Source organism: Brevibacterium aurantiacum, from assembly GCF_900169065.1.
GTDB lineage: Bacteria > Actinomycetota > Actinomycetes > Actinomycetales > Brevibacteriaceae > Brevibacterium > Brevibacterium aurantiacum.
On the sequence record NZ_FXZB01000016.1, the window covers coordinates 23,844 to 46,299 of the forward strand.

Below are 22,456 nucleotides of genomic sequence, written 5' to 3' on the forward strand. Positions count from 1 at the left end.
GAGTCGCCGGTACGTGAGTGGCCGCTACGATAGTCTGCGTACCCGCGGCGTCGAGAGAATGAACCACACAGCGCATGGATGAGAAGAAGCGTCGACTCCTGACGAACAGGAAGCCGCCATCGGACACGGCCGGCGAGCCAGGGCCTGCAGACAGGGCAGCGACCGCCACGAAGCCGAAGCCGATGTCGACCTGGTCGATCACCTGGCGCCTCGGCGCGACCGCGGTGGCCCTGATCATCCTCACCTGCGGACAGTTCCTCAACACCAACGACTTCTTCCCGCTCGGGTCACTCACCCAGTACGCGACCGCCAAGGACCTCAACGGCACCGTGAACTCGACCTGTATCGAAGCGCAGTTCCCCGGCGAGGACGAACCACGCCGGCTCGGCTTCAACACGGACACCGTCGGGATCGAACGCGGCGACATCGAATCCCAGCTCGACCGGGTCATCGCCAACCCCGAGCTGATGCAGACCATGGCCGACTCCTTTGAACGCCTGCACCCGAATGAGCCGAAGCCGGAGGAGATGATCCTCTGCCGCACCGTGACTCAGCTGGAGAACGGCCGCAGCGTCGGCGAACCCGAACACAAGATCCTGGCGACCTGGGAGGTGCAGTGAGCAATTCCACCACCGCCGAGGTGAAAGCCGGCAACCGTGTCATCGCCTGGTTCACGCCCCAGCTCCCGCTGGCTCGGGTCGCGGTATTCCGCGTCATCGTCTACATCTTCGTCATCATCGACGTGCTCACCATCTCCGCCGACGTCATCCCGCACGGCTGGACTCCCGAGCTCTATCAGCCCCTGTGGCTGGCCAGATTCCTCCACATCCCACCCGTCAGCGTCCTCGGCGCACAGATTCTGTTGGCCGCGATCATCGTCTTCTCACTGCTGGCGGCCGCCGGAATCCTCCAACGCATCAGCGGCTGGGCCGTGGCGATCACCTTCGGGCTGTGGATGTTCTACACGCAGGGCTACGGCTACGTCGCCCACGACCACATGGCACTCGTCATCGCCGTCGTGGTGCTGCCGACGGTCGGAATCGCACGGTTCCGCGATGTGGGAGCCACCTCGGCGAAGGCAGGGTGGGCACTGCGGGTCGTGCAGATCTCCGTCGTCCTCACCTACTTCTACTCGGTGGTGATGAAGTGGATCGCCTCGGGCAACATCACCCACTGGGCCAACGGGGCTGTGATCATCTGGGCGCTGATGCGCCGCGGTGCCGAATGGTCGAAGCCGTTCCTCGAGATGCCGGGTCTTCTCATCGCCGGGCAGTGGGCAACTCTCGTCTTCGAGTTCCTCTCGCCGATCGTGCTGTTCTTCAAGGGCAAGTGGCTCTACGGTGCCGTCATCTTCTTCATGCTCTTCCACCTCATGACCTACATCGCCCTGGGCATCCACTTCCTCCCGACCGTCATCTGCTGGGCGGCGTTCCTGCCCCTGGAGAAGCTCGTGCCGAAGCGGTTCGCAGCGACTCGCTGACCGGTCCCCAGTGACGCGCTAAGTGTCTTGCCGCAGGGCGTCGAGGACACGTTTGACGGCTGCGCGTTCGGCGGTGTCGGGGGCCATGACCGCCACAACCCACCGCGTGGTCGCTACCCCCTTCAACGGGAGAAGCGTGAGCCCGGCGCCCTTCGGGGTCGTGAATCGCGGCAGCAGGGCGACTTGGTCACTCGAGGACACGATCGCCTCGATGAGTCGGTTGTCCCGGATGCGCTGAGTGACCTCGAGCTCGCGTCCGGTGACATGTTCTATCGACGTCAGAATCGTGGCGAAGGGGAAACCGTGGGGCACACTGATCCACTGAACGTCGACGAGGTCAGCAGGCGTGAGCTCATCCCGACCTGCCAGTGGGTGGGAATCTGCGACCGCGACGTCGATGGGTTCGGTCGCCAGGGACTCGACGCTCAGCCCGTTGGTCCCCGCGGGTCGTTCGGAGATGAGGCTGTGGGCGACGACGATGTCGACGTCGGAGGTCAGGCCCGCGAACTCGTGTTCGGCCAGGTCCACGTCGACGGTGCGCAGGGTGATCTTCGGGCTCGTCTCTCGCAGCTGCCGGAGCGCAGGGGGCACCAAGTAGGTCAGTGCGCTGGGCAATCCGGCAATCCGGACTTCCCCGGAGGCCTCGCCGAGGTAGTCCTCCCAGTCCGCTTCCACGCGGGCAAGTGCCGAGGCCACGTCCTGCCCTCCGGCAGCCAGGAGTCGCCCGGCAGGCGTGAGTTTGAGACTGCGACCGGCAGGTTCGACGAGACGATGTCCGACCTCCCTGGTTGCCTGCTTGAGCTGCTGGGACACCGCTGAAGGCGTGCGAAACGTGGCTTCGGCGACAGCCGTGACGCTTCCGCGTTCGTCGAGTTGGCGCAGCAGCTCGAGGTGCCGGGGATCCATGCGCCCATGCTACAAGAATGAAGTTCAGCTACAAGGTCTGTGTAGAATAATTCGATTGTGTTAACTGTCAGTGCGCAGAACAATGGAGTCATGTCGTTCAAGCACTGTCTTCTCGCCGCCTCGGTGGCTGTCATGTGGGGACTGAATTTCCTCGCAATCGATCTCTCCCTCGATCAGTTCCCGCCCTTCTTCCTCGTCGCCCTGCGCTTCGCCGTGCTCGCGCTACCCGCTCTGCTCTTCATCCCGAAGCCGGACGTGAAGTTCCGGTGGATCGTGGGCTATGGACTCGGATTCGGCCTCCTGCAGTTCCTCTTCCTCTATTGGGCGATGGCGGCGGGTATGCCGGCAGGACTTGCTTCCCTCGTGCTTCAGGCCTCGGGGCCGTTCACGGTGCTGCTGGGAATGACGTTCCTGCGCGAGCGGGTCCGGGGATCGCAGATGGCATTCCTCATCGTGGCCATGGCCGGTCTGGGTGTCGTCGGCTGGCAGCGCCTCGATTCGAGCGCGAGCTTCCTACCGTTCCTCCTCACCCTCGCCGGTGGCCTGGGCTGGGCGATCGGCAACATCTGCAACCGACAGGCCCACTCGGTCGAGCCGGTGAAATTCACGATGTGGATGTCCGTCATCCCGCCGGTGCCGATGCTCATCCTCTCCCTCTTCGTCGAGGGCCCGAGCACGATCGGCCACTCTCTGACGACGCTGCTGACCCCGACCGGTTGGTTGGGCATCGCTGGCCTCGTCTACACGGTTGTCATCGCCACAATCCTCGGTTCCGGCATCTGGTCATGGTTGATGTCGCGCAATCCTGCCGGAGTCGTTGCTCCGTTCTCGATGCTGGTGCCGATCGTGGGCATGAGTGCCGCCTGGTTCTTCCTCGGCGAGACAGTGTCGTTCGGTGAGCTGTGCGGGGCGGCGCTCGTCATCATCGGCGTCCTCGGCGCGGGGATGCGGGCTGCGAAGGGACCGAAGATTCTCGCCGAGGTGGTTCCTGCAGACGCCGAAGACGTGGCCGACGTCGACGAGCCCAGCCCCGACGTCCCCGCGGGGACGTGCTGACCGGTGAACCGCCAAACGGACACCGTTCACCGTGCGAATGTTTCGGCGCTACGATCACCTCACCACCACCTGTGAGTCGCGGGAGCCAATCACGACGACCGGATGCTCGCAGTCAGTTCTCAAGGGAGAAGAAGTGTCATCGAAGTTCGCCGATCGCATCGCTCGGGTCCAGCCGTCCGCCATCCGTGAGCTGCTGAAATACGGTGATGACCCTGCGATCACGTCATTCGGCGGTGGCTACCCGGATCCGAGTCTGTTCCCCGTCGCAGAACTCCAGCAGGTCTTCGCCGACGTCCTCGCAAACGAAGGCGCGACGGCTCTCCAATACACCGCCTCTGTGGGGCTGCCTGGACTGCGCGCGCAGATCGCCAAGCGCATGTCGAACCAGGGTGCGGCAACCGATGCCGACGACGTGCTCGTCCTGCAGGGAGCCCAGCAGGGGCTCGACCTCGTGGCGAAACTCCTCATCAATCCCGGCGACGTCATCGTCACGGAGAACCCGACGTTCCTCGGTGCCCTCATCGCCTTTAACCCCTGCCAGCCCGAGTACGCCGCCGTCGACATGGACTCCGAAGGCATGGACGTCGACGCCCTCGAAGCAACATTGCGGTCAACGGAGAACGTCAAGTTCATCTACGTCATCCCCGACTTCCAGAATCCGACGGGAGTCACGCTCAGCCTCGAGCGGCGCCGACGCCTGATCGAGCTAGCCAACGAATACGACGTCCTCATCCTCGAGGATTCGCCCTACCGCGAACTCCGGTTCGAAGGTCAGCAGCTGCCGACGCTGCGCTCGCTGGACACGGAGAACCGGGTCATCCACCTCGGCAGTTTCTCCAAGATCCTCGCCCCAGGCGTGCGCCTGGGGTGGGTGAGCGCGGCACCGGAGATCCTCGACAAACTGGGCCTGCTCAAGCTCGCTGCCGACACGCAGTCGTCGACCCTGAACATGACCGCCACGACCAGGTTCTTAGAGTCCTTCGACATCGACGCCCACATTGAACGCGCCCGTGCCGTCTACCGCGCCAAGCGCGATCTCATGCTCTCGTCGATGGCCGAGCATTTCCCCGCCGAGGTGGCTGTGACCACTCCTGAAGGCGGGCTTTTCACCTGGGTGACCTTCCCCGAAGGCTTCGATGCGGAGGCGTTCATGGCCGAACATGCCCTGCCCGAAGCCGGAGTCGCCTACGTGCCCGGAGGATCGTTCTTCCCGGCCGAACAACGCAGCAACTATGCCCGGTTCAGTTACTCGGGTCAGTCTGACGAGGAGATGGTCGATGCCCTCACCCGGCTGGGCGGGATACTCCGCGAGCACATCTGAGCGAGATCATCAACGATCGTCACCGAGCCGGACCGGGGGCGAACGCGGGTAGCCGACGAAACGCGGCTGAGGTAGTGCCAAATCGCAGCCGCGGGCATACGGTCAGCATATGACCGTCAAACCCAGGGTCGCTCCAGCGCCGGAGGCACCCACAGCACTCGCCGCTTCGGCGGTGCTCGCGGGTGCGCTGTGCCTGTCGATCTCAGCGATCCTAGTCAAGCTCGCGGGCGTGGATGCGGCGACGACCGCCGTGCTGCGGTGCGCGATCGCCGTCATTGCACTCATCCCGTTGGCGCTTCTTGAACGTCGGCGTCACGGCGGTCTTTCGCGATCGGGCATCCTCTGGGCGGTTGCGGCCGGAGTTGCGCTGGGCATCGACTACATTGCGTGGACGGCGTCGATCTACCTCGTGGGTGCCGGCGTTGCGACCGTGCTCGTCAACGTCCAGGTCATCGTTCTCCCGCTGCTGGCTCTGATCATCGACCGTGAGCGTGTGAGTGTTCGGTTCCTCATCTCCCTGCCGTTGATGCTCATCGGCGTCGGCCTGGTGGGCGGGATCGTGACCCTGGCCGAGGTGGGGGACAACGCCGTACTCGGCACAGTTCTCGCCCTCATCGCCGGGATCGGATACGGCGTGTACATGTTCCTCACCCGACGAGGGACGAGGCGCAAGGCCGAGGGAACGATTCAGCCGTTGGCCTGGGCGACAGCCTCGGCGGCGGTGACATCGGCGGTCATCGCCCAGTTCACCGGCGGCCTCCATCTCACCGGGATCGGCCCAAGCGCGTGGATGTACCTCATCGCTCTGGCCCTGCTGGGGCAGGTGGTGGCCTGGCTGCTCATCAATCGGGGAAGCGTCCGGCTGGTGCCGTCGATGACGGCGAGCCTGCTGCTCATCCAACCCGTGCTCGCCCTCGTCCTCGCGGCGCTGATCCTCGGCGAGCAGCTCACCGTGGGCCAGGCACTTGGTGCCGGCCTCGTCGTCGTGGCGGTCGCTGTGGCCAATGGTGTGTGGCGGAGGCATTCGCGCCGCCGACGGCAGATCCTCAGGGAGCCAGGCTCGGGGCCTCGGTGATGCCGAACTGCGTCTTCAGCGCTCGCTGAGCCGCGAACCAGCCGTTCATGCCGTGCACGCCGGGTGCGGGTGGGGTCGCGGCCGAACACAGGTAGGCACCGGGGACGCCGAGGCCGTAGTTGTCCCAGCTGGTGCGTGGGCGGGCCATCATCCGGTAGAAGGAGACGAGCCCGGTGGCGATGTCGCCGCCGATGTAGTTCTGGTTGTGCCCGGCCATCTCTGATGCGGGAATCGAGTTGTACGTGACGATGGTGTCGCGGAAACCGGGGGCGAAGCGTTCGATCTGATCGATGATGTACTGGGCCGGATCGAGAGGGCAGTCGAAGGGGACATGAGCATACGTCCACAATGGGCGCAGGCCGCCCACCTCGCGCGATGGGTCGAACACTGTGGGGTCGGAGACCAGGCTGACCGGGTGAGCGGGCATGCGTCCGGCGATCACGTCCGCCTCGGCGGCGGCCATCTGCGCCCGGGTACCACCGACGTGGATGGTGCCGGCCCGGTTGATGTTGGGATCGGCCCAGGGCACGGGTCCGTTTAGGACGAAGTCGACCTTGGCCGCGGCGTTGCCCTGCTTGAAGCTGCGCAGCGACCTGTCGACCTTGGCCGGGATGAGACCGGAGAAGATCTGTGCGGCATTGAGCGCCGAGGTGTCGAGGAGGTACGCGCGAGCCGCCGGCATATCGGAGACGTGATCGATGCGCGCATTCGTCGTCACCGAACCGCCGTGTGCTTCGAGGTCGGCGACCATGGCATCGATGATCGCCTGCGAACCGCCGACAGGGGAGGGCCAGCCGCCGGCGTGGGCAATGGTCGAGAGCATTGTGGCCGTGGCGGCTGTGCCCATGGATGGCAGCCCGCCGATCGCGTGGGCGGCGACACCGGTGAACAGGGATTGAGACGTCTCATGGGACAGCGGAATGTTCCAGGCCGGGCTGGCCTGGGTCAGCAGCCGCAGCCCGAACTTCACCACATTGGCGATACCGGGAACGTCGCGCAGCGTCTCCGGGATGGAGCGCTTGTCGCCCAGCGACAGCCAGATCGCATCATCGACGCGCTCGAGCAGTGGGGCGAAGAAACGCCGCCATTCGGGACCGGCCGCGCCGAGGTGGTCGACCGTGGTCTCGAGATCGTGGAAGGCCAGCGCGGCTGGCTGATTGTCGAGCGGTTGAGCGTAGGAGACCTCGGGGGTGGTGAACTCGAGGCCCCGGGCGCGCAGGTCGAAGTCGACGAAGAACGGGCTCGAGATCGCCAGCGGGTGCACGGCCGAGCAGATGTCATGGGTGATGCCGGGGGCCAGTCCCAGGTCAAGGGTGCGGGCGCCGCCGCCGATGGTCGACTGGGCCTCATACACCTGCACGGACAGGCCCGCCCGAGCCATGGTGACCGCGGCGGCCATGCCATTGGGCCCGGATCCGACGACAACGGCATCTACCTCAGCATTGCTCATGGGCTCAGTCTAGGGGAGGGGACTGACACGCTTTGGTTGGCTGTCTCCTAGTCCTCGGCAACTGTGTTCTCGGTCCTTGGGTTCCCCGCTGACTCCTCAGAGAGTCGCCGCAGGGTGGGGAGCTCGAGATCTTCGTTGTCGAAAATCCACGTTGCCGACTTCCACGGCGAGCATTCTGCGAGATAGAGACGCTGGCCGCCGACATAACGATGGTTGGACTGTGACTCGGGGTCCGAATCATATGTGCCGGGGATTCGTTCGTTTCCCCGGGGTACTGAGACCGTAAAAGGAACCTGCACCCACACGCTCGCATCCCACAGATCGCGAAGTTCGGGCCGGTGGAGAAAGATCCCATCCACGAGGAGGACACAGTTCTGCGGCAGGTCGAGCTGTGCGGGTAAAACGGTCACGTCGGCATCAACATCCCAGAACGATGGAACCACCGATGCTCCCTGTTTGAACGGAATGACGACGGATCGGATGAAGGCTTCGTAGTCATAAGAGTCCCGGTAGAAGGAATCGGGCCCACGACCATTGGTGTATCTGACCGAGCGGGGATGGTGGAATCCGTCGATGCTCAGCGACGCAACCGGGCGAAGCCCGTCCTGGGCTGCCAGTTGGACCAATTCCTCGGCGAGGACGCTCTTGCCCGCTCCATCGAGGCCGTCAATGGCCACGAGGCTGCGCCCACCGGCAGCGGACTCTCGCACTTGCGAGAGCAGTCGGCAGAGCACTGCGGCGCGAGTGCCGTCTCCGTTGGTGTTCGGCATCTCACCCCTGCACATACGCCTCATCGAAGAAGGCCAACTCCAATTCGACCGCTCGGTGCCAGATGCGCGACAACCTGTCTCGCACCGCGGCGGATTCCGCGTCCTCGCCAGTGGGGAAGACTCGCTCGAGTTCGTCGATGAGGAACTGCACCCACGCCCGGAAATCCTCACCACGGTGCAATTCGATCCACCCGGAATGGACTCGGCGTACAGGCATCGGTTCCGAGCGCTCGCCCCAATCGAGGTAGAGCCATTCGGCGATGACGAGCACGACCAGCAGGTCCGCGTAGGACGCCGAGTCGACGGCTTCGTACATGAGGTCACGGAAGCCCTCAGTCGGCCCAGTCAGCTGGGGGTCAGCGTAGTCGGTGGCAGGGACACCCACCTCGGCGAAGGCCGTGAGGAAATACGAATCCTCGTCGGCTTCGAGGAACCCGAGCTGTTTGGCAAACCGCAGCTTCGGCCCTACGGCATCGCCATAGGCAACGCATGCGCCGAGCATCGAGAGAAACGATTCGAAGAACTGGTAATCCTGGATCAGGTACTTCCTCATCACGGAGTCGTCGACCGTGCCGGCAAACAGTTCGGTGACGAATCTATGCCCGACCGCGGCCTCCCAAGCGGAAGACGCCTCCGCTCTCAGCGCCGCAACAGGCCCTCCTGGGGTCAGCCGAATGCTGCTGATCGTGTGTTTCGTGTCGACATCGCTCATCGGTGTCACTCCTCACTTCCTCCGCCGGTGCTTACCGGATCAGGTTCGAAGGGTCTGCTTGCGCACTCTCAGCGTCAGTCTTCTGGCGCTCCCCTGTGGTGTTTCGAGCCTAGCATCGGCGGCGCGTAGACTCACGACCATGGCTATCGCAAAGCAGCCCGTCATCGTCATCGATGCTCCCGACGCCGGTGAACTCGCGGAATTCTACGGAAAACTCCTCGACTGGCAGGTCAGAGTCGATGACGATGGCACCTGGGCAGAGATCACATCCGAATCCTGGCCCCCGATCTGCTTCCAGCAGGTTGAGGACTACCACGCACCCAGCTGGCCGGGGCAGTCCCACCCGCAGCAGATGCACATCGATGTCGTCGTCGATGACCTCGACGTCGCCGAGGCTGCCGTGGTCGAACTCGGTGCAGGGAAAGCCGTCGACCAGCCGGGGGACACCTTCCGCGTCTTCCTCGACCCGGCAGGCCATCCGTTCTGTCTCGTCCTGAACTGACGTTCTCACCAGCAGCCTCGAGCTGAGTCGAGACTAGAGTGATCACATGCACGTGATCACCTCTTTCGACGACCTCGAACCGGTTCCGTGGGCCAATGGGGCAGGGGAGACGACCGAGCTCGTCTCACTCATCCAGTCCCAGGCTCTGACCCCGAACCTTCGACGCTGGCGCCTGAGCATTGCGCGATTGGACCGTCCGGCTGCGTTCTCGCCGCTGCCGGGCTTGGCGCGGACCTTCCTCCCCATCGGCGCCGAGGTGGCCCTTGAGATCGATGGACAGGTGCACTCAGTGACGCCGGCAGCGCCGGTGAAATTCCGTGGGGAGCAGAACGTCTCCCTCAGCAGTCTGGAAGAGCCGTGCTTCGCGCTCAACCTCATGGTCGAGACGGATGACCAGGCCACCTCGGAGCAAAATGCCCTACAGATGATGACACAATTCACCGGTTCGGCGCTGTTCGCAGTCACCTTGGAATCGGGCCCCGGATACCCGAAATTCCAGCTGCTGGAACTCGAGCAGACGAACGTACTTCCGGGCCACCTCGGCGTGGCCATTCTGCACTGAAAAACGGGGCGTCGTGGGCGCCCGTTTTGGACCTGCGAATATCCTGCAAAGCGCCTGTCCTGTGCGTCACACAGGTCGGTATCATCGCAGGTCAACAGCCACGGAGGCGCTGCCTTCTCACAGTGTTGTCCCAGCTTCTGAGGGGGTGGGTCAGGAACTCCGAAAATGGACGGGCGATACTGAACTCAGGGACCAGTCATCGGAGGTATTTTGGTGTCGAATCAGAATGAGTCAGGCAGACTGAATGAGCAAGAATGCACAGCGGCCGCGCAGGCGTCTCAGACCCTGCCTCTGATCACCGAAGAACTCGCCGCCACACACGCCAGGAACACCCAGTCGACACCGACGCCGAGCTCGCACGTGAGCACACCGGTGATGCCGCCGAATCCGATCCGACGCGAAGAGCAGCCGGTATCAGCAGGGTCGGCGACTCGGATGATGCAGGAGAACACCACTGCAGTCGGTGAATCGACAGCGAAGGATGACGTTGCCGAGAATGCGAAGGGCGACGACGGCGAGAAGAAGGAGAAGAGCGAGAGCAGGGTCTCGGCGACCCAGCTCGTCGCCGGTGCCGCAGCCGCCGCCACCTCCTCGGTCATCGGCGGGCAGCTGGGCGTGGCCGGAACGGTCGTCGGTGCAGGGGTCGCGAGCATCATCACCGGACTCGCGGTGACGCTCTACACCAGCAGCCTCGACAAGGGCAAAGAGAAGATCAAAGAAGTCGGCACGAAGCTCGCTCCGGCAGTGAAGGCGAAGTCACTCGGTGCCAAGACTCAGCGATCCCACGCCACCAGCACCTTCGGGAGCCTGAGCGACGAGGCGGACGCAGCCACGACCGTCGACGTTCCGTCAGCGCAGCACCCATCGCCCGATGCCACCGAGGCGGCCAACGAGGAACCGAAGACGTGGTGGCAGAAGCTGCGCCGTAAACGCGTCCTCTACCCGGTGGCTATCGGGGTGGCGACATTCGGAATCGGCCTGGGTGCCGTAGTCATGGCCGAATCGTTCACCGACGCCGACATCTCGCCCGGCACCTCACAGATCTCACGATCAGTGACCGGAGATTCCGGCACCGGTGATGACTCCGAGACATCGCAAGACGGCGGCGGCACTGCCGAATCCAGTTCCTCCGGGGACGATTCCCAGCCCGGACAGAACCCGAATCAGGGCAGCGGAGCCGAGAGCCCGTCGACGAGTGAAGGACAGTCCACCTCGGCGAACGAGGGCAGCTCCACCACCTCCTCGACTGCAGATCAGACGGGGACCGACCAGGGCACCGATGCCAGTTCATCCACAACCACCGGCGACGACACCGCAGGAGCCGCCAGCGATTCAAGCGGATCCAGCAGTGCCGGAGCGGACACCTCGGGCGGGGGCGCAACCTCGACGGACGGGAGCTCGAGTTCCGGCTCGCAGGGTGAAGCAGGAAGCTCTGGCTCCGGCAGCTCGAGTGGAGGATCCAGCTCCAGCGGAGGCTCTGGTGACGGTGTGGGCAGCGGTTCCGGCTCGAGCTCTGCAGGCGGTGGAAGCGCCGCGACTGCCGCAGGTTGAGGGTCAGGAATATTGAGCAGGGTGGCCTTGGTTGTACCGAGTAAGGAACCTGGATAGCGTGGAAATCGGTTGCGCCAGTCTTCTGCACGCTGCCAGGAACTCGATATCAGGGGAGCCGTGATCGGCCTTCGCTTCATCGCATACAGGCGAGCGATGTTCGTCCTATGATGGATGAAGTGGACCGGGAAGAATGACTCCCCGTCGCTCAATCGGTTGAAGGAGAAGCAATGACTAAACACGCTGATCATGAACATCCAGGATTCGACGGCACGAAGCCCTCGACGACCGAATCGGGTGCCCCACGAGAGTCCGACGCGCACTCGCTGAGTGTCGGAGCAGACGGCCCGCTCCTCCTCCACGATGTTGCACTCGTTGAGAAGCTGGCTCGGTTCGACCGCGAACGCGTTCCCGAGCGCAGCCCCCATGCCAAGGGATCCGGCGCCTTCGGCGAACTCGAGATCACTGCAGACGTCTCCGCCTACACCCGGGCGAAGTTCCTGCAGAAGGGCACGAAGACACCGATGCTCGCACGGTTCTCCACCGTCGCCGGTGAGCTGGGCTCACCCGACTCCTGGCGCGACGTGCGCGGATTCGCACTCAAGTTCTACACCGAAGACGGAAACTTCGACATGGTGGGCAACAACACCCCCGTGTTCTTCGTCCGCGATCCCATGAAGTTCCCCGACTTCATCCACTCGCAGAAGCGCACCCCCGATTCGGGACTGCGCAGTAACAACATGCAGTGGGACTTCTGGTCGCTTTCGCCGGAATCGGCACACCAGGTCACCTACCTGATGGGACCGCGTGGCCTGCCCAAGACCTGGCGCAACATGAATGGCTACTCCTCGCACACCTACATGTGGGCCAATCAAGCCGGCGAACGGTTCTGGGTCCAGTACCACTTCCACACCGACCAGGGCGTGGAGAACATGACCAACGAGGAAGCCGGACGGATGGCCGGCGAGGACGCGGACATGCACCGTCGCGACCTGTTCGACGCGATTGAGCGCGGCGACTACCCGTCATGGACCGTCAGCGTTCAGATCATGCCGTATGAAGAGGCCAAGACCTACCGGTTCAATCCCTTCGATCTGACGAAGACCTGGTCGAAGAAGGACTACCCGCTCATGGAGATCGGCAAGTTCACGCTCAACAAGAACCCGTCGAACCACTTCGCGCAGATCGAGCAGGCCGCATTCAGCCCCTCGAACACCGTGCCGGGCACCGGAATCTCGCCCGACAAGATGCTCATGGGCCGCGTCTTCTCCTACCCGGATGCGCAGCGCAACCGCATCGGCACCAACTTCAACCAGCTGCCGGTCAACGCTCCCATCACGAAGACCAATTCCTATGACAAGGAAGGTCAGATGGAGTACCACCATTCAGGTGATGCCCCGAACTATGCGCCCAACTCCTACGGCCGTCCGTACCAAGCCGAGGAGACTCAGGTCGAAGCGCGGTGGGAGTCCGATGGTGAGCTGGTCCGCAGTGCCGCCACTCTGCACGCAGAAGACGACGACTTCGGTCAGGCACACACACTGATCCGCGAGGTCTACTCCGAAGAGGAGCGTCAGGGTCTCATCGAAACCGTCGTCGGTGCACTCAAGGACGGCGTGGAAGAGCCCGTGCTCTCCAACGTCTTCCAGTACTGGCGCAACATCGATGAAGAGGTCGGCCGCGCCATCGAGGACAAGTACAAGTCCGAGACTAAGTGAGTCGCGAGACCGCGTGAGTCGCGAAACCACGTGATCTGGCTGGCGGCAGCGGCATCAGCCCAGCACTGATGCCGTTGCCCGCCCTTCTTTGACAACTCAGCAACCCTCCGGGCGCTGAGCAACCCCGCTTAAGGTTGCTCAGCGCCCGGAGGGTTGCTGACATTGTGGGCACAGTGCGGGCGGGGTGTTGACCCCGCGAGCTCAGTCGTCGATCTCGTCGAGCAGCTTCTTCTCGTCGATGGCCAGCTGCTCCTTGTCGAGGTGCTGCATGAAGTGCTTCTTGCCCCTGGCGTACCAGAGCACAACGCTGATGATGAGCACCGCGAGGACCGCGATGGGGGAGTAGTTGAACGTCGAGATGGTGATCGGCAGCGTGGGCGGCAGGACGAACAGGATGCAGATCAGGATCACCCAGACGACTGCGACCCACCCGATGACCGCGCTCCAGCGGCCTAAGTTCCACGGACCCGGCTTGAACGAGTCGCCTTTGAGTCTGCGCAGCAGCACAGGTGCAACATAGGCGATGTAGAGCCCGATCACCGCCACGCTCGTCGCCGCCAAGTAGGCGGTCTCATTGAACAGCGCAGGCACCGTCAGCACCGAGGACAGCACGATGCACAGCCAGATCGAGTTCGTGGGAGTTCCGGTGCGTGGGTTGACCTTCTTCCAGTACTTGGACCCGGGAATCGCGTCATCGCGGGAGAACGCGTAGCTCATCCGCGAGTTCGCCGTCACTGATGCCATGCCGCAGAAGAACTGGGCGCCGCAGACGATGAAGAGCAGGAACTTCGCCATCGTCGGATTGTTCAGAGCATCGAGGAACACCTGCGCAGGCGGCAGTCCCGTGGCGGTGGCGTTGAGCGCGGTCAGCCCTGCCTCGGAACCGTCTTGGATGGCGGCAGTGATCGAATACAGCAGGATCCAACCGCCGATGATCGAGATCAGCACGCTCATGACGATGCCCTTAGGCGCTGCGGTCGAGGCGTTCTTCGTCTCCTCGGCCACGTGGGCCGAAGCGTCATAGCCGGTGTATGTGTACTGGGCCATCAGCAGGCCCATGAGGAAGACGAAGGGCATGAACGTGAACCCGGTTTCGTTGTGCCAGGCCGTCATGGTCCAACTGAACGACTGGTGCTTCGTGGGCATGATCCACAGGGCAGCGACGATGATGAGCACACCGACGATATGCCACCAGGCAGAGACGCCCGAGAGCAGGTTGACCAGGTTGACCCCAAAGGTGTTGAGCAGACCGTGCAGAGTGATGATGACGAGGAACAGGATGAAAGTGTTGAGTGCGGTGGGCACGACACCGAAGGTCAGCGCCGCGAAGGCCATCATGGTCGTGGCCGCGCCGTAGTCGATGGCCGCAGTCACGGCCACCTCGCCGAGGAAGTTGAACCATCCGACGTACCAGGCCCAATGCCGTTTGTTGCGTTTGGCTAAGCGACCGGCCCAGAAATAGAGCCCACCGGCCGTTGGGTACTTCGAGCAGACCTCGGCCATGGCCAGCGCCACGCAGAGGACGAAGACGCCGACCAAGGGCCAGCCGATCGTGATCGCAGCCGGACCGCCCGACCCCAGCGCGATGCTGTAGGAGGTGATACAGCCGGCGAGGATCGAGATGATGGAGAAGGAGACGGCGAAATTGCCGAAACCCGACATCCCGCGCTTGAGTTCCTGTTTGTACCCGAGCTCGGCAAGACTGGCCTCATCGGCGCTGAGGGCTGGACCTGGTGTCGGGTCATTGGGTGGTGCGGCTTCATTGCTCATGGAGAACACCGTTCTTCTCGAAATGATTGTTTCCAGAGGGCTCGGTCCGCGGTTCCGAAGTGGTCGTCGCTGACCGATCGGCATCGTCGGGATCAGGCCCGCCGTCGGCGCAGGCCCCGAAACCGGCGCATGCGGAAGTCACGAAATTAGTGCGTGACGCAGTTCACAACTCTGTTCTGTCGTTGAGCTTCTCACCGCGGAAATGGTTTGTCAATAGGTATTTGCGCAGACCTAAAAACAGAACTGTCCTCAATTTATCCGGGACTATTGCGTATCAATGGTTCGGTGGCATACCTTAAATGTGAGAGTCTTCCCAAGCCACCACTGCAGCGAAGCGTGATCACCGCAGGAATGCAGAGCGTCGCAAAGATGCGCACGCGTCACCTGGGCGTGCTACCGAAAAGAGGAACCATGAGCGTGACTTCATCAGACCTGACCTTAGAACAGCTGCAGGCAGAGATCGCCGCCGGCCGCGTCGATACCGTGCTCGTCGCCGCCACAGACATGCAGGGCAGGCTCCAGGGCAAAAGGATCACCGGACGGTTCTTCATCGACGAGGTGATGGACAACGGCACCGAAGGCTGCAACTACCTCATGGCCGCCGACGTGGAGATGAACACCGTCGACGGCTACGAACTCACCTCCTGGGAACGCGGCTACGGCGACCTCAAGTTCGTCCCCGACTACTCGACCCTGCGCCGCATCCCCTGGCACCCGGCGACCGTGATGGTCCAATGCGACCTGGCCTTCCTCGACGGATCACCGCTGAGCGTCTCACCACGACAGGTGCTCAAGGCTCAGCTGGAGCGCCTCTCGACGCTCGGCTACGCACCCATCGGCGCCACAGAACTCGAATTCGCCCTCTACAACACCGGCTACCGCGAGGCGATGGGCAACGACTACCGGAACCTCGAAGCCGCCAGCACCTACAACATCGACTACTCGCTCTTCGGCACCGGCCAGGTCGAAGGCTACCTGCGACGCCTGCGCAATGAGATGGACGGCGCTGGCCTCTACACCGAAAGCGCGAAGGGCGAATGCAACCTCGGTCAGCTCGAGGTCGGCTTCCGCTACACCGACATGCTCACCACGTGCGACAACCACGTCGTCTACAAACTCGGCGCCAAGGAGATCGCGGACCAGGAGGGTAAGTCGGTGACCTTCATGGCCAAGCCCAACGACCGCGAAGGCAGCTCCTGCCACATCCACATGAGCCTCAGCGACACCAACGGAACACCGGTCTTTCCTGCAGGCCATGGCACCGAGATGTCCGAGACGATGAAGCACTTCGTTGCCGGCGTCGTCGCCACTCAGCACGACTTCACCTACCTCTACGCTCCGAACATCAACTCCTACAAACGCTTCGCCGACGGCTCCTTCGCCCCCACCGCCGTCGGCTGGGGATGGGACAACCGCACCTGTGCCGTGCGCATCGTCGGCCACGGCCCGGCACTGCGCTTCGAACAGCGCGTCCCCGGTGCCGACGCCAACCCCTACATCGCGACTGCGGCTCTCATCGCGGCCGGAATCCACGGAATCGAGAACAAACTCGAACTGCCCGAGGCCCTCGAGGGCAATGCCTACACACAGGACGTGCGGAGCATTCCGCGTCGCCTCCACGACTCCGTGGCCGCCTTCGGATCCTCCGACATCGCCCGCAGCGCCTTCGGCGACGAGGTCGTGGACCACTACACCCACGCCGGCAAAGTGGAGATGGCGGCCTTCGACGCAGCGGTCACCGATTGGGAGGTCCGGCGTGGCTTCGAACGACTCTGATCAGAACCCAGCCGCTGACCCGGGGCCCCACCGCGCACTCATCGGCCTGCCCACCTACTACGGCCGCGGCCAATTCGGAGTCTGGGACAGGGACGCGGCGTTCCTGCCCAGCGTCTACGTCACCGCCGTGACCAGGGCCGGTGGCCGCGTCGTCCTCCTGCCACCGGAAGATCCGTGGACGCTTGCCGAGGTGGCCGAACTCGACGGCATCATCCTCACCGGAGGCGATGACGTCGACCCCGCCCTCTACGATGCTCAGGCCCATCCCCGCACCCAGGCGCCCAATGTGCGTCGCGATTCCTTCGAGATCACCCTGTACCGTCACGCCCGCACCGCGAAGGTGCCGGTGTTCGCGATCTGCCGCGGCGCCCAGATCGTCAACACCGTCCACGGCGGAACCTTGCACCAGCACGTGCCCGACCTTGCGGACTTCGGCGCTCACGAGGCAGAGAAGAAGGACGAATTCGCCGAGGTGGCCGTGACGACTGCGCCCGACACCGCCGTAGCCGGCCTGATCGGAACCGGTGCCACAGTCAGGTGCCATCATCACCAGGCCATCGACCGCCTCGGCGATGGACTGATCGTCAGCGCACACGCCGCCGACGGGTGCATCGAAGCACTGGAAACCCCGGACGGGTCGATGCTCGCGGTGCAGTGGCACCCTGAAGAGACACTCGAAGATCTGCGCCTGTTCACCGGACTCGTCGAGGCCGCGGCACGACGCGCACAGAAGACGAAACCCGCACCACCACTGAACGCCACACCACCACAGACGAAGGCGGAGGCCCACCGATGACCGAAGTGATCAACCCCGCGACCGAGGAGCTCATCACCTCGGTCGAATCGCACAGCGCCGAGGCGACGAAGGATGCGATCGGCCGGGCCGCCTACGCCTTCACCCGGTGGCGGACCACGGCACCAGCCGAGCGAGCCGAACTGCTGCGCGCCTTCGCCCGCGCTGTCGACGCCGATATCGACAACCTCGCGGCACTCGAAGTCGCCGAGGCCGGACACACCATCGGCAACGCCCGGGGCGAGGCCGGCAACGTCCGCGACGTCCTCAACTACTTCGCTGGGGGAGTAGAACGCCACCTCGGCGATCAGATACCAGTGGCCGGGGGCGTCAATGTCACCTTCAACGAACCACTCGGAGTCGTTGGCATCATCGTGCCATGGAACTTCCCGATGCCGATCGCCGGCTGGGGGTTCTCACCGGCACTCGCCGCGGGCAACACCGTGGTCCTCAAACCCGCCGAGCTGACCCCGCTGACGGCGATCCGCCTCGGCGAACTGGCCCTGCAGGCCGGAATCCCCGACGGAGTCTTCCAGGTCATCCCCGGCAAGGGCTCGGTCGTCGGACAGACGTTCACCGACGATTCCAGGGTCGCGAAGATCGTGTTCACCGGATCGAGCGCGGTGGGCGAGAAGATCATGGCCGACGCGGCCAAGACGATGAAGCGCACGACACTGGAACTCGGCGGCAAGTCCGCGAACATCGTCTTCGACGACGCCGACCTCGAACTCGCCGCAGCCACCGCACCCTACGGAGTCTTCGACAACGCCGGCCAGGACTGCTGCGCGCGCTCGCGCATCCTCGTCCACGACTCCGTCTTCGACCGCTTCATGGAACTCCTCGGACCCGCAGTCTCCGGAGTCGTCGTCACCGACCCCAGCCGCGAAGAGGCAGAGATGGGTCCACTCATTTCCGCCGGCCACCACGAGAGCGTGGCCGGCTTCCTCGACGGCGTCGACATCGCCTTCACCGGCAGCGCCCCCAGCGGAGCCGGCTACTGGATGGCGCCGACGGTCGTGCTTCCGAAGTCACCGAATGATCGCATCGTCACCGAGGAGGTGTTCGGACCCGTCGTGACCGTCCAACGCTTTCGTGACGAAGCCGAGGCGATCACCATGGCCAACGATTCGCCCTACGGACTCTCGGGCTCGATCTGGACCCGCGATGTCGGCCGCGGACTGCGCGTCGCCCGGGGCGTCGACTCCGGCGCCCTGTCGCTGAACTCCCATTCCGCGGTGCGCTACTCGACCCCGTTCGGCGGGTTCAAACGCTCCGGCATCGGCCGCGAACTCGGCCCCCACGCGATGGACTCATTCACGGAGACGAAGAACCTCTTCATCGCCACGGACTGAGCCGTCTCAATCTCCCCACGAACACCACCACCAGGCAAAGGACACACCATGAACGACACAGCAGGCGGGGACAACCAGATCATCTGCCGGCGCCTCCCGGGACGCACCGCCGTCGTCACCGGGGGCGCCAGCGGCATCGGGCTTGCCACCGCGAAACGCCTCGCCTCCGAAGGCGCGAACATCGTCATCGCCGACACCAACGCAGACTCAGGGACAGCCGCCGCCGAGGCGGTCGGGGGCCTCTTCGTGTCCACCGACGTCACCGACGCGGACCAGGTGGAGAACCTGTTCCAGACGGCCTTCGACACCCACGGCAGCGTGGACGTCGCCTTCAATAACGCAGGTGTCTCCCCACCGGCGGACGCCTCGATCACGGAGACCAGCCTCGACGTGTGGCGCAAGGTCCAGGACATCAACCTCACCTCGGTCTACCTGTGCTCGAAGGCGGCGCTCAAACACATGCGCAGACAGGGTCGCGGATCGATCATCAACACGGCCTCGTTCGTCGCACTCATGGGCTCGGCGACCTCTCAGATCTCCTACACCGCGTCGAAGGGCGGAGTGCTGGCCATGTCACGGGAACTCGGTGTGGAGTTCGCGAAGGAAGGCATCCGCGTCAACGCACTGTGCCCGGGACCGGTGAACACCGAGCTGCTGCGCGAACTCTTCGCCAAGGACCCGGAGATGGCGGCCAGGCGTCTGGTGCATGTGCCGATGGGACGCTTCGCCGAGGCGTCCGAGATGGCTTCGGCCGTGGCCTTCCTGGCCAGCGACGATGCCTCATTCGTCACCGCCCAGTCGTTCACCGTCGACGGAGGGCTGACCAACGCCTACACGACCCCGCTGTGAGCAGGGATAGCATGATGTCGAGTGATGCAGCATTGACATGAGACGACGGGAACGCGAGTGACTCAGGCAGATGAAGCGCAGGCCTCCGGCAGCCAGGTGACGGCGCTGCGTGCCATCGCTCCTGCCCGCTCGGGCAATATCTTCGAAGAGACGATCGAGTGTCTGCTCCAGATCATCCGCCTCGGGATCATCCCGCCGGGTCAGCGCTTCCCACCCGAACGCGAACTCGCCGAGCAGCTGCGGGTCTCCCGCGCGACCCTGCGTGAGGCGATCTCGGAACTCCAGACCGCCGGCTGGGTCAGTGTTCGCCGAGGTCGCGGCGGCGGAACGTTCGTCTCCAGCGCTCCCGCAGGCGGCTGGGCTCCCGCCTCCGCCTCCGACACAGGTGCGAACCTCGGTGCCGAATTCTCCGCAATGGAGGTCGAGGACACCCTGACCTGGCGTCGTGTCATCGAGATGGGCGTCGCCGAGGTGGCCGCCGGACAAGATCTCACCGCACCCCAACGGGGCCAGCTGGCTGCGGCAATGGACACGAGCCGGCAGTCGAGTCTGGCCGAATACCGACGCCTGGACTCCCAGCTGCATCTGACCTGGGCGCAGGTCACGGGGTCGCCGAGCCTGGTGCGCTCCATGGTCGAGAGCAGGACCCGGGCGAACAAACTGCTTGAGCGGATTCCGATGATCGAACCCAACCTGGTCCATTCCCACGAGCAGCATCAGCGGATCCACAATGCGATCCTCGCCGGCGACGCGGCCGCGGCCCGCACAGCCATGGCCGAGCATCTCGACGGCACCGCCGCACTGCTGCGCGGCTTCCTCGCCGAACCCTGATCACGGGCAGCCTCGAGGCGAGCTCAGCTCTTCCGCTCTGCCTCCTGTTGGGCACGTTGGGCGATGCGGCCACCGGCGAGGACCATGTCGATCTGCCGGGGTGAGAGCGTATGGCGGAATTCGAACGACCGTCCACCCGCCTCGGCGCTGATCGTCTCACCGGCACCGAGCTGATCGCGCAGGCCACGGAACTCAAGGACATCGCCCTGGGACAGGGTCTCGTAGTCGTCCTCGGTCGCGAACTCGAGTGCCAGGACACCGAAGTTCGCGAGGTTCTGCCAGTGGATACGGGCCAGAGACTTGGCGATGACGATGCGCAGACCCAGGTAGCGCGGGGCGATCACGGCATGTTCACGCGAGGATCCCTGACCGTAGTTCTCACCGCCGACGATGGCATGACCGCCATCGTGCGCCGCGGCACGCGTGGCATAGGTGTCGTCGACCTGGATGTAGACGAACTCGGAGATCTTGGGAATGTTGCTGCGATAGGGCAGAACACGGGAGCCGGCGGGCATGATCTCGTCGGTGGAGACGTTGTCGCCGACTTTGAGCAGGATCTCGAGGTCGATGTCCTCGGGCAGCGGTTCGAAGTCCGGCAGCGAGGAGATGTTCGAACCCTTGACCAGTTCGACCTCGCGGGCCTCCTCGACGGGAAGCGGCGGCACCAGCATGGACCTGTTGGCGGAGAATTTCTCCGGCAGCCGCACCTGTGGGTAGTCCATGTCGAGGTCCCGGGGGTCGGTGATGCGCCCGGTCAGAGCCGCAGCCGCCGCTGTCTCCGGCGAGCACAGCCAGACCGCGTCCTCGTCGGTGCCGGAGCGTCCGGGGAAGTTCCGGGGCATGGTCCGCAGACTGTTGCGACCCACAGCCGGGGCCTGGCCCATGCCGATGCAGCCCATGCAGCCGGACTGGTGGATGCGCGCACCGGATCCGACGAGCGAGGTCAACCAGCCGCCGGCGATGAGATCGGCGAGGATCTCCCGCGAGGTCGGGTTGACATCGAGGGACACCTGCCCGTGGACTTGGCGGCCCTCGAGGATCTGGGAGACGACGGCGAAGTCACGCAGTCCCGGATTCGCCGAGGAGCCGATGACGACCTGGAAGACCTCCTCATCGGTGCACTCGCGCACGGGACGGACATTGCCCGGCGAGGACGGTGCTGCGATGAGGGGTTCGAGCGCTGAGAGGTCGATCGAGTCGGTGAGATCGTATTCGGCGCCCTCATCGGCGACGATGCGGGTGAAGTCCTCACCTCGATCGCTGGCTTCGAGGAACTCCCTGACCGCGTCATCGGCAGGAAAGACGGTTGCGGTGGCACCGAGTTCGGCACCCATATTGGCGATGACATGGCGGTCCATGGCACTCAGACCCCGCAGCCCCTCGCCGTGGTATTCGATGATCTTGCCGGCCCCGCCCTTGACCCCATGGCGGCGCAGCATCTCCAAGATCACGTCCTTGGCCGAGACCCAGGGCGGAAGCTCGCCGGTGAGTTCGACGCCCATGACCTGCGGTGCCGCGATATAGAGAGGATCGCCGGCCATGGCCATGGCGACTTCGAGCCCGCCGACGCCGATGGCGAGCATCCCCAAGGCACCGGCGGCGCAGGTATGGGAGTCGGAGCCGATGAGAGTGGCACCCGGTTTGCCGAACCGTGACTGGTGCACGGGGTGGGAGACGCCGTTGCCGGCAGGGGAGAACCAGAGGCCGAAGCGCTGCGCGGCAGAGCGGAGGAACATGTGGTCCTCCGGGTTCTTCTCATCGGTCTGGAGCAGGTTGTGATCGACGTACTGCACAGAGGTGTCCGTGCGGATCCGGTCCAGCCCCAGGGCTTCGAGCTCGAGAGCGACAAGAGTTCCCGTTGCATCCTGTGTCAGCGTCTGATCGATACGGACCCCGATCTCGTTTCCAGGCGTCATCGTCCCGGATTCCAGATGGGAACTGATGAGCTTCTGGGCGACATTTTCAGCCATCGTCAACCTCCTTGC

General features: G+C 64.2%; 20 protein-coding genes and 1 riboswitch. Of the genes, 14 read left to right on the forward strand and 6 right to left on the reverse strand.

The annotated features are described in order from the left end of the window. Nucleotides 1-74 precede the first annotated feature (74 nt). Entirely contained in the window at nucleotides 75-620 is a 546-nt protein-coding gene (locus tag BAUR9175_RS11935; RefSeq protein ID WP_009881542.1) for a hypothetical protein, read from the forward strand. Continuing rightward, nucleotides 617-1,480 carry an HTTM domain-containing protein gene (locus BAUR9175_RS11940; protein WP_009881543.1) on the forward strand — a complete coding sequence of 288 codons (864 nt, stop codon included), beginning with the start codon at nucleotides 617-619 and terminating at the stop codon, nucleotides 1,478-1,480. The genes BAUR9175_RS11935 and BAUR9175_RS11940 overlap by 4 nt, the downstream gene beginning before the upstream one ends. Nucleotides 1,481-1,498: 18 nt before the next feature. Here BAUR9175_RS11940 and BAUR9175_RS11945 read toward each other — a convergent pair whose 3' ends face one another. Then, on the reverse strand, nucleotides 1,499-2,386 hold the full coding sequence (locus tag BAUR9175_RS11945; protein ID WP_009881544.1) for a LysR family transcriptional regulator: 888 nt from the start codon (nucleotides 2,384-2,386) through the stop codon (nucleotides 1,499-1,501). A gap of 90 nt (nucleotides 2,387-2,476) precedes the next feature. Here BAUR9175_RS11945 and BAUR9175_RS11950 point away from each other — a divergent pair, with 90 nt between their 5' ends. The 3 genes from BAUR9175_RS11950 (at nucleotide 2,477) to BAUR9175_RS11960 (ending at nucleotide 5,838) form a co-directional block, all read left to right on the forward strand. Further along, nucleotides 2,477-3,442: an EamA family transporter gene (locus BAUR9175_RS11950; RefSeq protein WP_096160377.1), complete on the forward strand. Its 966-nt coding sequence runs from the start codon at nucleotides 2,477-2,479 to the stop codon at nucleotides 3,440-3,442. A 133-nt stretch (nucleotides 3,443-3,575) separates the two neighbouring features. Next, complete coding sequence (locus BAUR9175_RS11955; protein WP_029416536.1) at nucleotides 3,576-4,763, forward strand: aminotransferase-like domain-containing protein; 1,188 nt, start codon at nucleotides 3,576-3,578, stop codon at nucleotides 4,761-4,763. Nucleotides 4,764-4,872: 109 nt separating this feature from the next. Then, nucleotides 4,873-5,838, forward strand: a complete 966-nt coding sequence (locus BAUR9175_RS11960; RefSeq protein WP_096160376.1) for a DMT family transporter — start codon at nucleotides 4,873-4,875, stop codon at nucleotides 5,836-5,838. On the opposite strand, the gene BAUR9175_RS11965 is transcribed toward BAUR9175_RS11960, so the two are convergent. The 3 genes from BAUR9175_RS11965 to BAUR9175_RS11975 form a co-directional block, all read right to left on the reverse strand. Further along, complete coding sequence (locus BAUR9175_RS11965) at nucleotides 5,810-7,288, reverse strand: phytoene desaturase family protein (protein ID WP_009881549.1); 1,479 nt, start codon at nucleotides 7,286-7,288, stop codon at nucleotides 5,810-5,812. The genes BAUR9175_RS11960 and BAUR9175_RS11965 overlap by 29 nt on opposite strands. Nucleotides 7,289-7,335: 47 nt before the next feature. Beyond that, nucleotides 7,336-8,058, reverse strand: coding sequence for a nucleoside/nucleotide kinase family protein (locus tag BAUR9175_RS11970; protein WP_180957436.1), 723 nt, complete (start codon nucleotides 8,056-8,058; stop codon nucleotides 7,336-7,338). Nucleotide 8,059: 1 nt separating this feature from the next. Next, entirely contained in the window at nucleotides 8,060-8,770 is a 711-nt protein-coding gene (locus BAUR9175_RS11975) for a TenA family protein (protein WP_009881552.1), read from the reverse strand. Further along, nucleotides 8,770-8,875, reverse strand: a riboswitch (TPP riboswitch). It overlaps the preceding gene by 1 nt. Before the next feature lie 34 nt (nucleotides 8,876-8,909). Between BAUR9175_RS11975 and BAUR9175_RS11980 the strand changes: the two genes are divergently transcribed. The 4 genes from BAUR9175_RS11980 to BAUR9175_RS11995 all read left to right on the forward strand — a co-directional run bounded on the left by BAUR9175_RS11980 (nucleotide 8,910) and on the right by BAUR9175_RS11995 (nucleotide 13,100). Next, nucleotides 8,910-9,272, forward strand: coding sequence for a VOC family protein (locus tag BAUR9175_RS11980; RefSeq protein ID WP_009881553.1), 363 nt, complete (start codon nucleotides 8,910-8,912; stop codon nucleotides 9,270-9,272). A 46-nt stretch (nucleotides 9,273-9,318) separates the two neighbouring features. Next, entirely contained in the window at nucleotides 9,319-9,834 is a 516-nt protein-coding gene (locus BAUR9175_RS11985) for a HutD family protein (RefSeq protein WP_101557061.1), read from the forward strand. 213 nt (nucleotides 9,835-10,047) lie between these two features. Beyond that, entirely contained in the window at nucleotides 10,048-11,385 is a 1,338-nt protein-coding gene (locus BAUR9175_RS11990; protein ID WP_009881555.1) for a hypothetical protein, read from the forward strand. A 227-nt stretch (nucleotides 11,386-11,612) separates the two neighbouring features. Beyond that, nucleotides 11,613-13,100 carry a catalase gene (locus tag BAUR9175_RS11995; protein WP_009881556.1) on the forward strand — a complete coding sequence of 496 codons (1,488 nt, stop codon included), beginning with the start codon at nucleotides 11,613-11,615 and terminating at the stop codon, nucleotides 13,098-13,100. Nucleotides 13,101-13,301: 201 nt separating this feature from the next. On the opposite strand, the gene BAUR9175_RS12000 is transcribed toward BAUR9175_RS11995, so the two are convergent. Continuing rightward, nucleotides 13,302-14,870, reverse strand: coding sequence for an amino acid permease (locus tag BAUR9175_RS12000; protein ID WP_101583896.1), 1,569 nt, complete (start codon nucleotides 14,868-14,870; stop codon nucleotides 13,302-13,304). Between the two features lie 411 nt (nucleotides 14,871-15,281). Between BAUR9175_RS12000 and BAUR9175_RS19715 the strand changes: the two genes are divergently transcribed. Genes BAUR9175_RS19715 through BAUR9175_RS12025 form a run of 5 tightly spaced genes read left to right on the forward strand, consistent with a single transcriptional unit; the run spans nucleotide 15,282 to nucleotide 20,471 of the window. Beyond that, nucleotides 15,282-16,646 carry a glutamine synthetase family protein gene (locus tag BAUR9175_RS19715; protein WP_096162264.1) on the forward strand — a complete coding sequence of 455 codons (1,365 nt, stop codon included), beginning with the start codon at nucleotides 15,282-15,284 and terminating at the stop codon, nucleotides 16,644-16,646. Then, nucleotides 16,627-17,442: a gamma-glutamyl-gamma-aminobutyrate hydrolase family protein gene (locus tag BAUR9175_RS12010; RefSeq protein ID WP_096162263.1), complete on the forward strand. Its 816-nt coding sequence runs from the start codon at nucleotides 16,627-16,629 to the stop codon at nucleotides 17,440-17,442. Before BAUR9175_RS19715 ends, BAUR9175_RS12010 begins: the two co-directional genes overlap by 20 nt. Further along, the gene (locus BAUR9175_RS12015) at nucleotides 17,439-18,791 is read left to right on the forward strand and encodes an aldehyde dehydrogenase family protein (RefSeq protein WP_101583898.1); all 1,353 of its coding nucleotides are present in this window, start codon (nucleotides 17,439-17,441) and stop codon (nucleotides 18,789-18,791) included. Before BAUR9175_RS12010 ends, BAUR9175_RS12015 begins: the two co-directional genes overlap by 4 nt. A gap of 48 nt (nucleotides 18,792-18,839) precedes the next feature. After that, nucleotides 18,840-19,640 carry a 3-oxoacyl-ACP reductase gene (locus BAUR9175_RS12020; RefSeq protein ID WP_096178800.1) on the forward strand — a complete coding sequence of 267 codons (801 nt, stop codon included), beginning with the start codon at nucleotides 18,840-18,842 and terminating at the stop codon, nucleotides 19,638-19,640. A gap of 57 nt (nucleotides 19,641-19,697) precedes the next feature. Next, nucleotides 19,698-20,471, forward strand: coding sequence for a FadR/GntR family transcriptional regulator (locus BAUR9175_RS12025; protein ID WP_101583900.1), 774 nt, complete (start codon nucleotides 19,698-19,700; stop codon nucleotides 20,469-20,471). A 23-nt stretch (nucleotides 20,472-20,494) separates the two neighbouring features. Here the strand turns inward: BAUR9175_RS12025 and BAUR9175_RS12030 are convergent, their stop codons facing one another. Continuing rightward, on the reverse strand, nucleotides 20,495-22,441 hold the full coding sequence (locus BAUR9175_RS12030) for an aconitate hydratase (RefSeq protein ID WP_096146512.1): 1,947 nt from the start codon (nucleotides 22,439-22,441) through the stop codon (nucleotides 20,495-20,497). Nucleotides 22,442-22,456 lie beyond the last annotated feature (15 nt).

Coding starts and splice junctions, on each gene's coding strand:
- BAUR9175_RS12030 (WP_096146512.1), bottom strand. CDS start 22,441: ATGGCTGAAAATGTCGCCCAGAAGCTCATCAGTTCCCATCTGGAATCC.
- BAUR9175_RS11935 (WP_009881542.1), top strand. CDS start 75: ATGGATGAGAAGAAGCGTCGACTCCTGACGAACAGGAAGCCGCCATCG.
- BAUR9175_RS11950 (WP_096160377.1), top strand. CDS start 2,477: ATGTCGTTCAAGCACTGTCTTCTCGCCGCCTCGGTGGCTGTCATGTGG.
- BAUR9175_RS12020 (WP_096178800.1), top strand. CDS start 18,840: ATGAACGACACAGCAGGCGGGGACAACCAGATCATCTGCCGGCGCCTC.
- BAUR9175_RS11960 (WP_096160376.1), top strand. CDS start 4,873: ATGACCGTCAAACCCAGGGTCGCTCCAGCGCCGGAGGCACCCACAGCA.
- BAUR9175_RS11995 (WP_009881556.1), top strand. CDS start 11,613: ATGACTAAACACGCTGATCATGAACATCCAGGATTCGACGGCACGAAG.
- BAUR9175_RS12000 (WP_101583896.1), bottom strand. CDS start 14,870: ATGAGCAATGAAGCCGCACCACCCAATGACCCGACACCAGGTCCAGCC.
- BAUR9175_RS11975 (WP_009881552.1), bottom strand. CDS start 8,770: ATGAGCGATGTCGACACGAAACACACGATCAGCAGCATTCGGCTGACC.
- BAUR9175_RS12015 (WP_101583898.1), top strand. CDS start 17,439: ATGACCGAAGTGATCAACCCCGCGACCGAGGAGCTCATCACCTCGGTC.
- BAUR9175_RS11965 (WP_009881549.1), bottom strand. CDS start 7,288: ATGAGCAATGCTGAGGTAGATGCCGTTGTCGTCGGATCCGGGCCCAAT.
- BAUR9175_RS11970 (WP_180957436.1), bottom strand. CDS start 8,058: ATGCCGAACACCAACGGAGACGGCACTCGCGCCGCAGTGCTCTGCCGA.
- BAUR9175_RS11985 (WP_101557061.1), top strand. CDS start 9,319: ATGCACGTGATCACCTCTTTCGACGACCTCGAACCGGTTCCGTGGGCC.
- BAUR9175_RS11945 (WP_009881544.1), bottom strand. CDS start 2,386: ATGGATCCCCGGCACCTCGAGCTGCTGCGCCAACTCGACGAACGCGGA.
- BAUR9175_RS11980 (WP_009881553.1), top strand. CDS start 8,910: ATGGCTATCGCAAAGCAGCCCGTCATCGTCATCGATGCTCCCGACGCC.
- BAUR9175_RS19715 (WP_096162264.1), top strand. CDS start 15,282: ATGAGCGTGACTTCATCAGACCTGACCTTAGAACAGCTGCAGGCAGAG.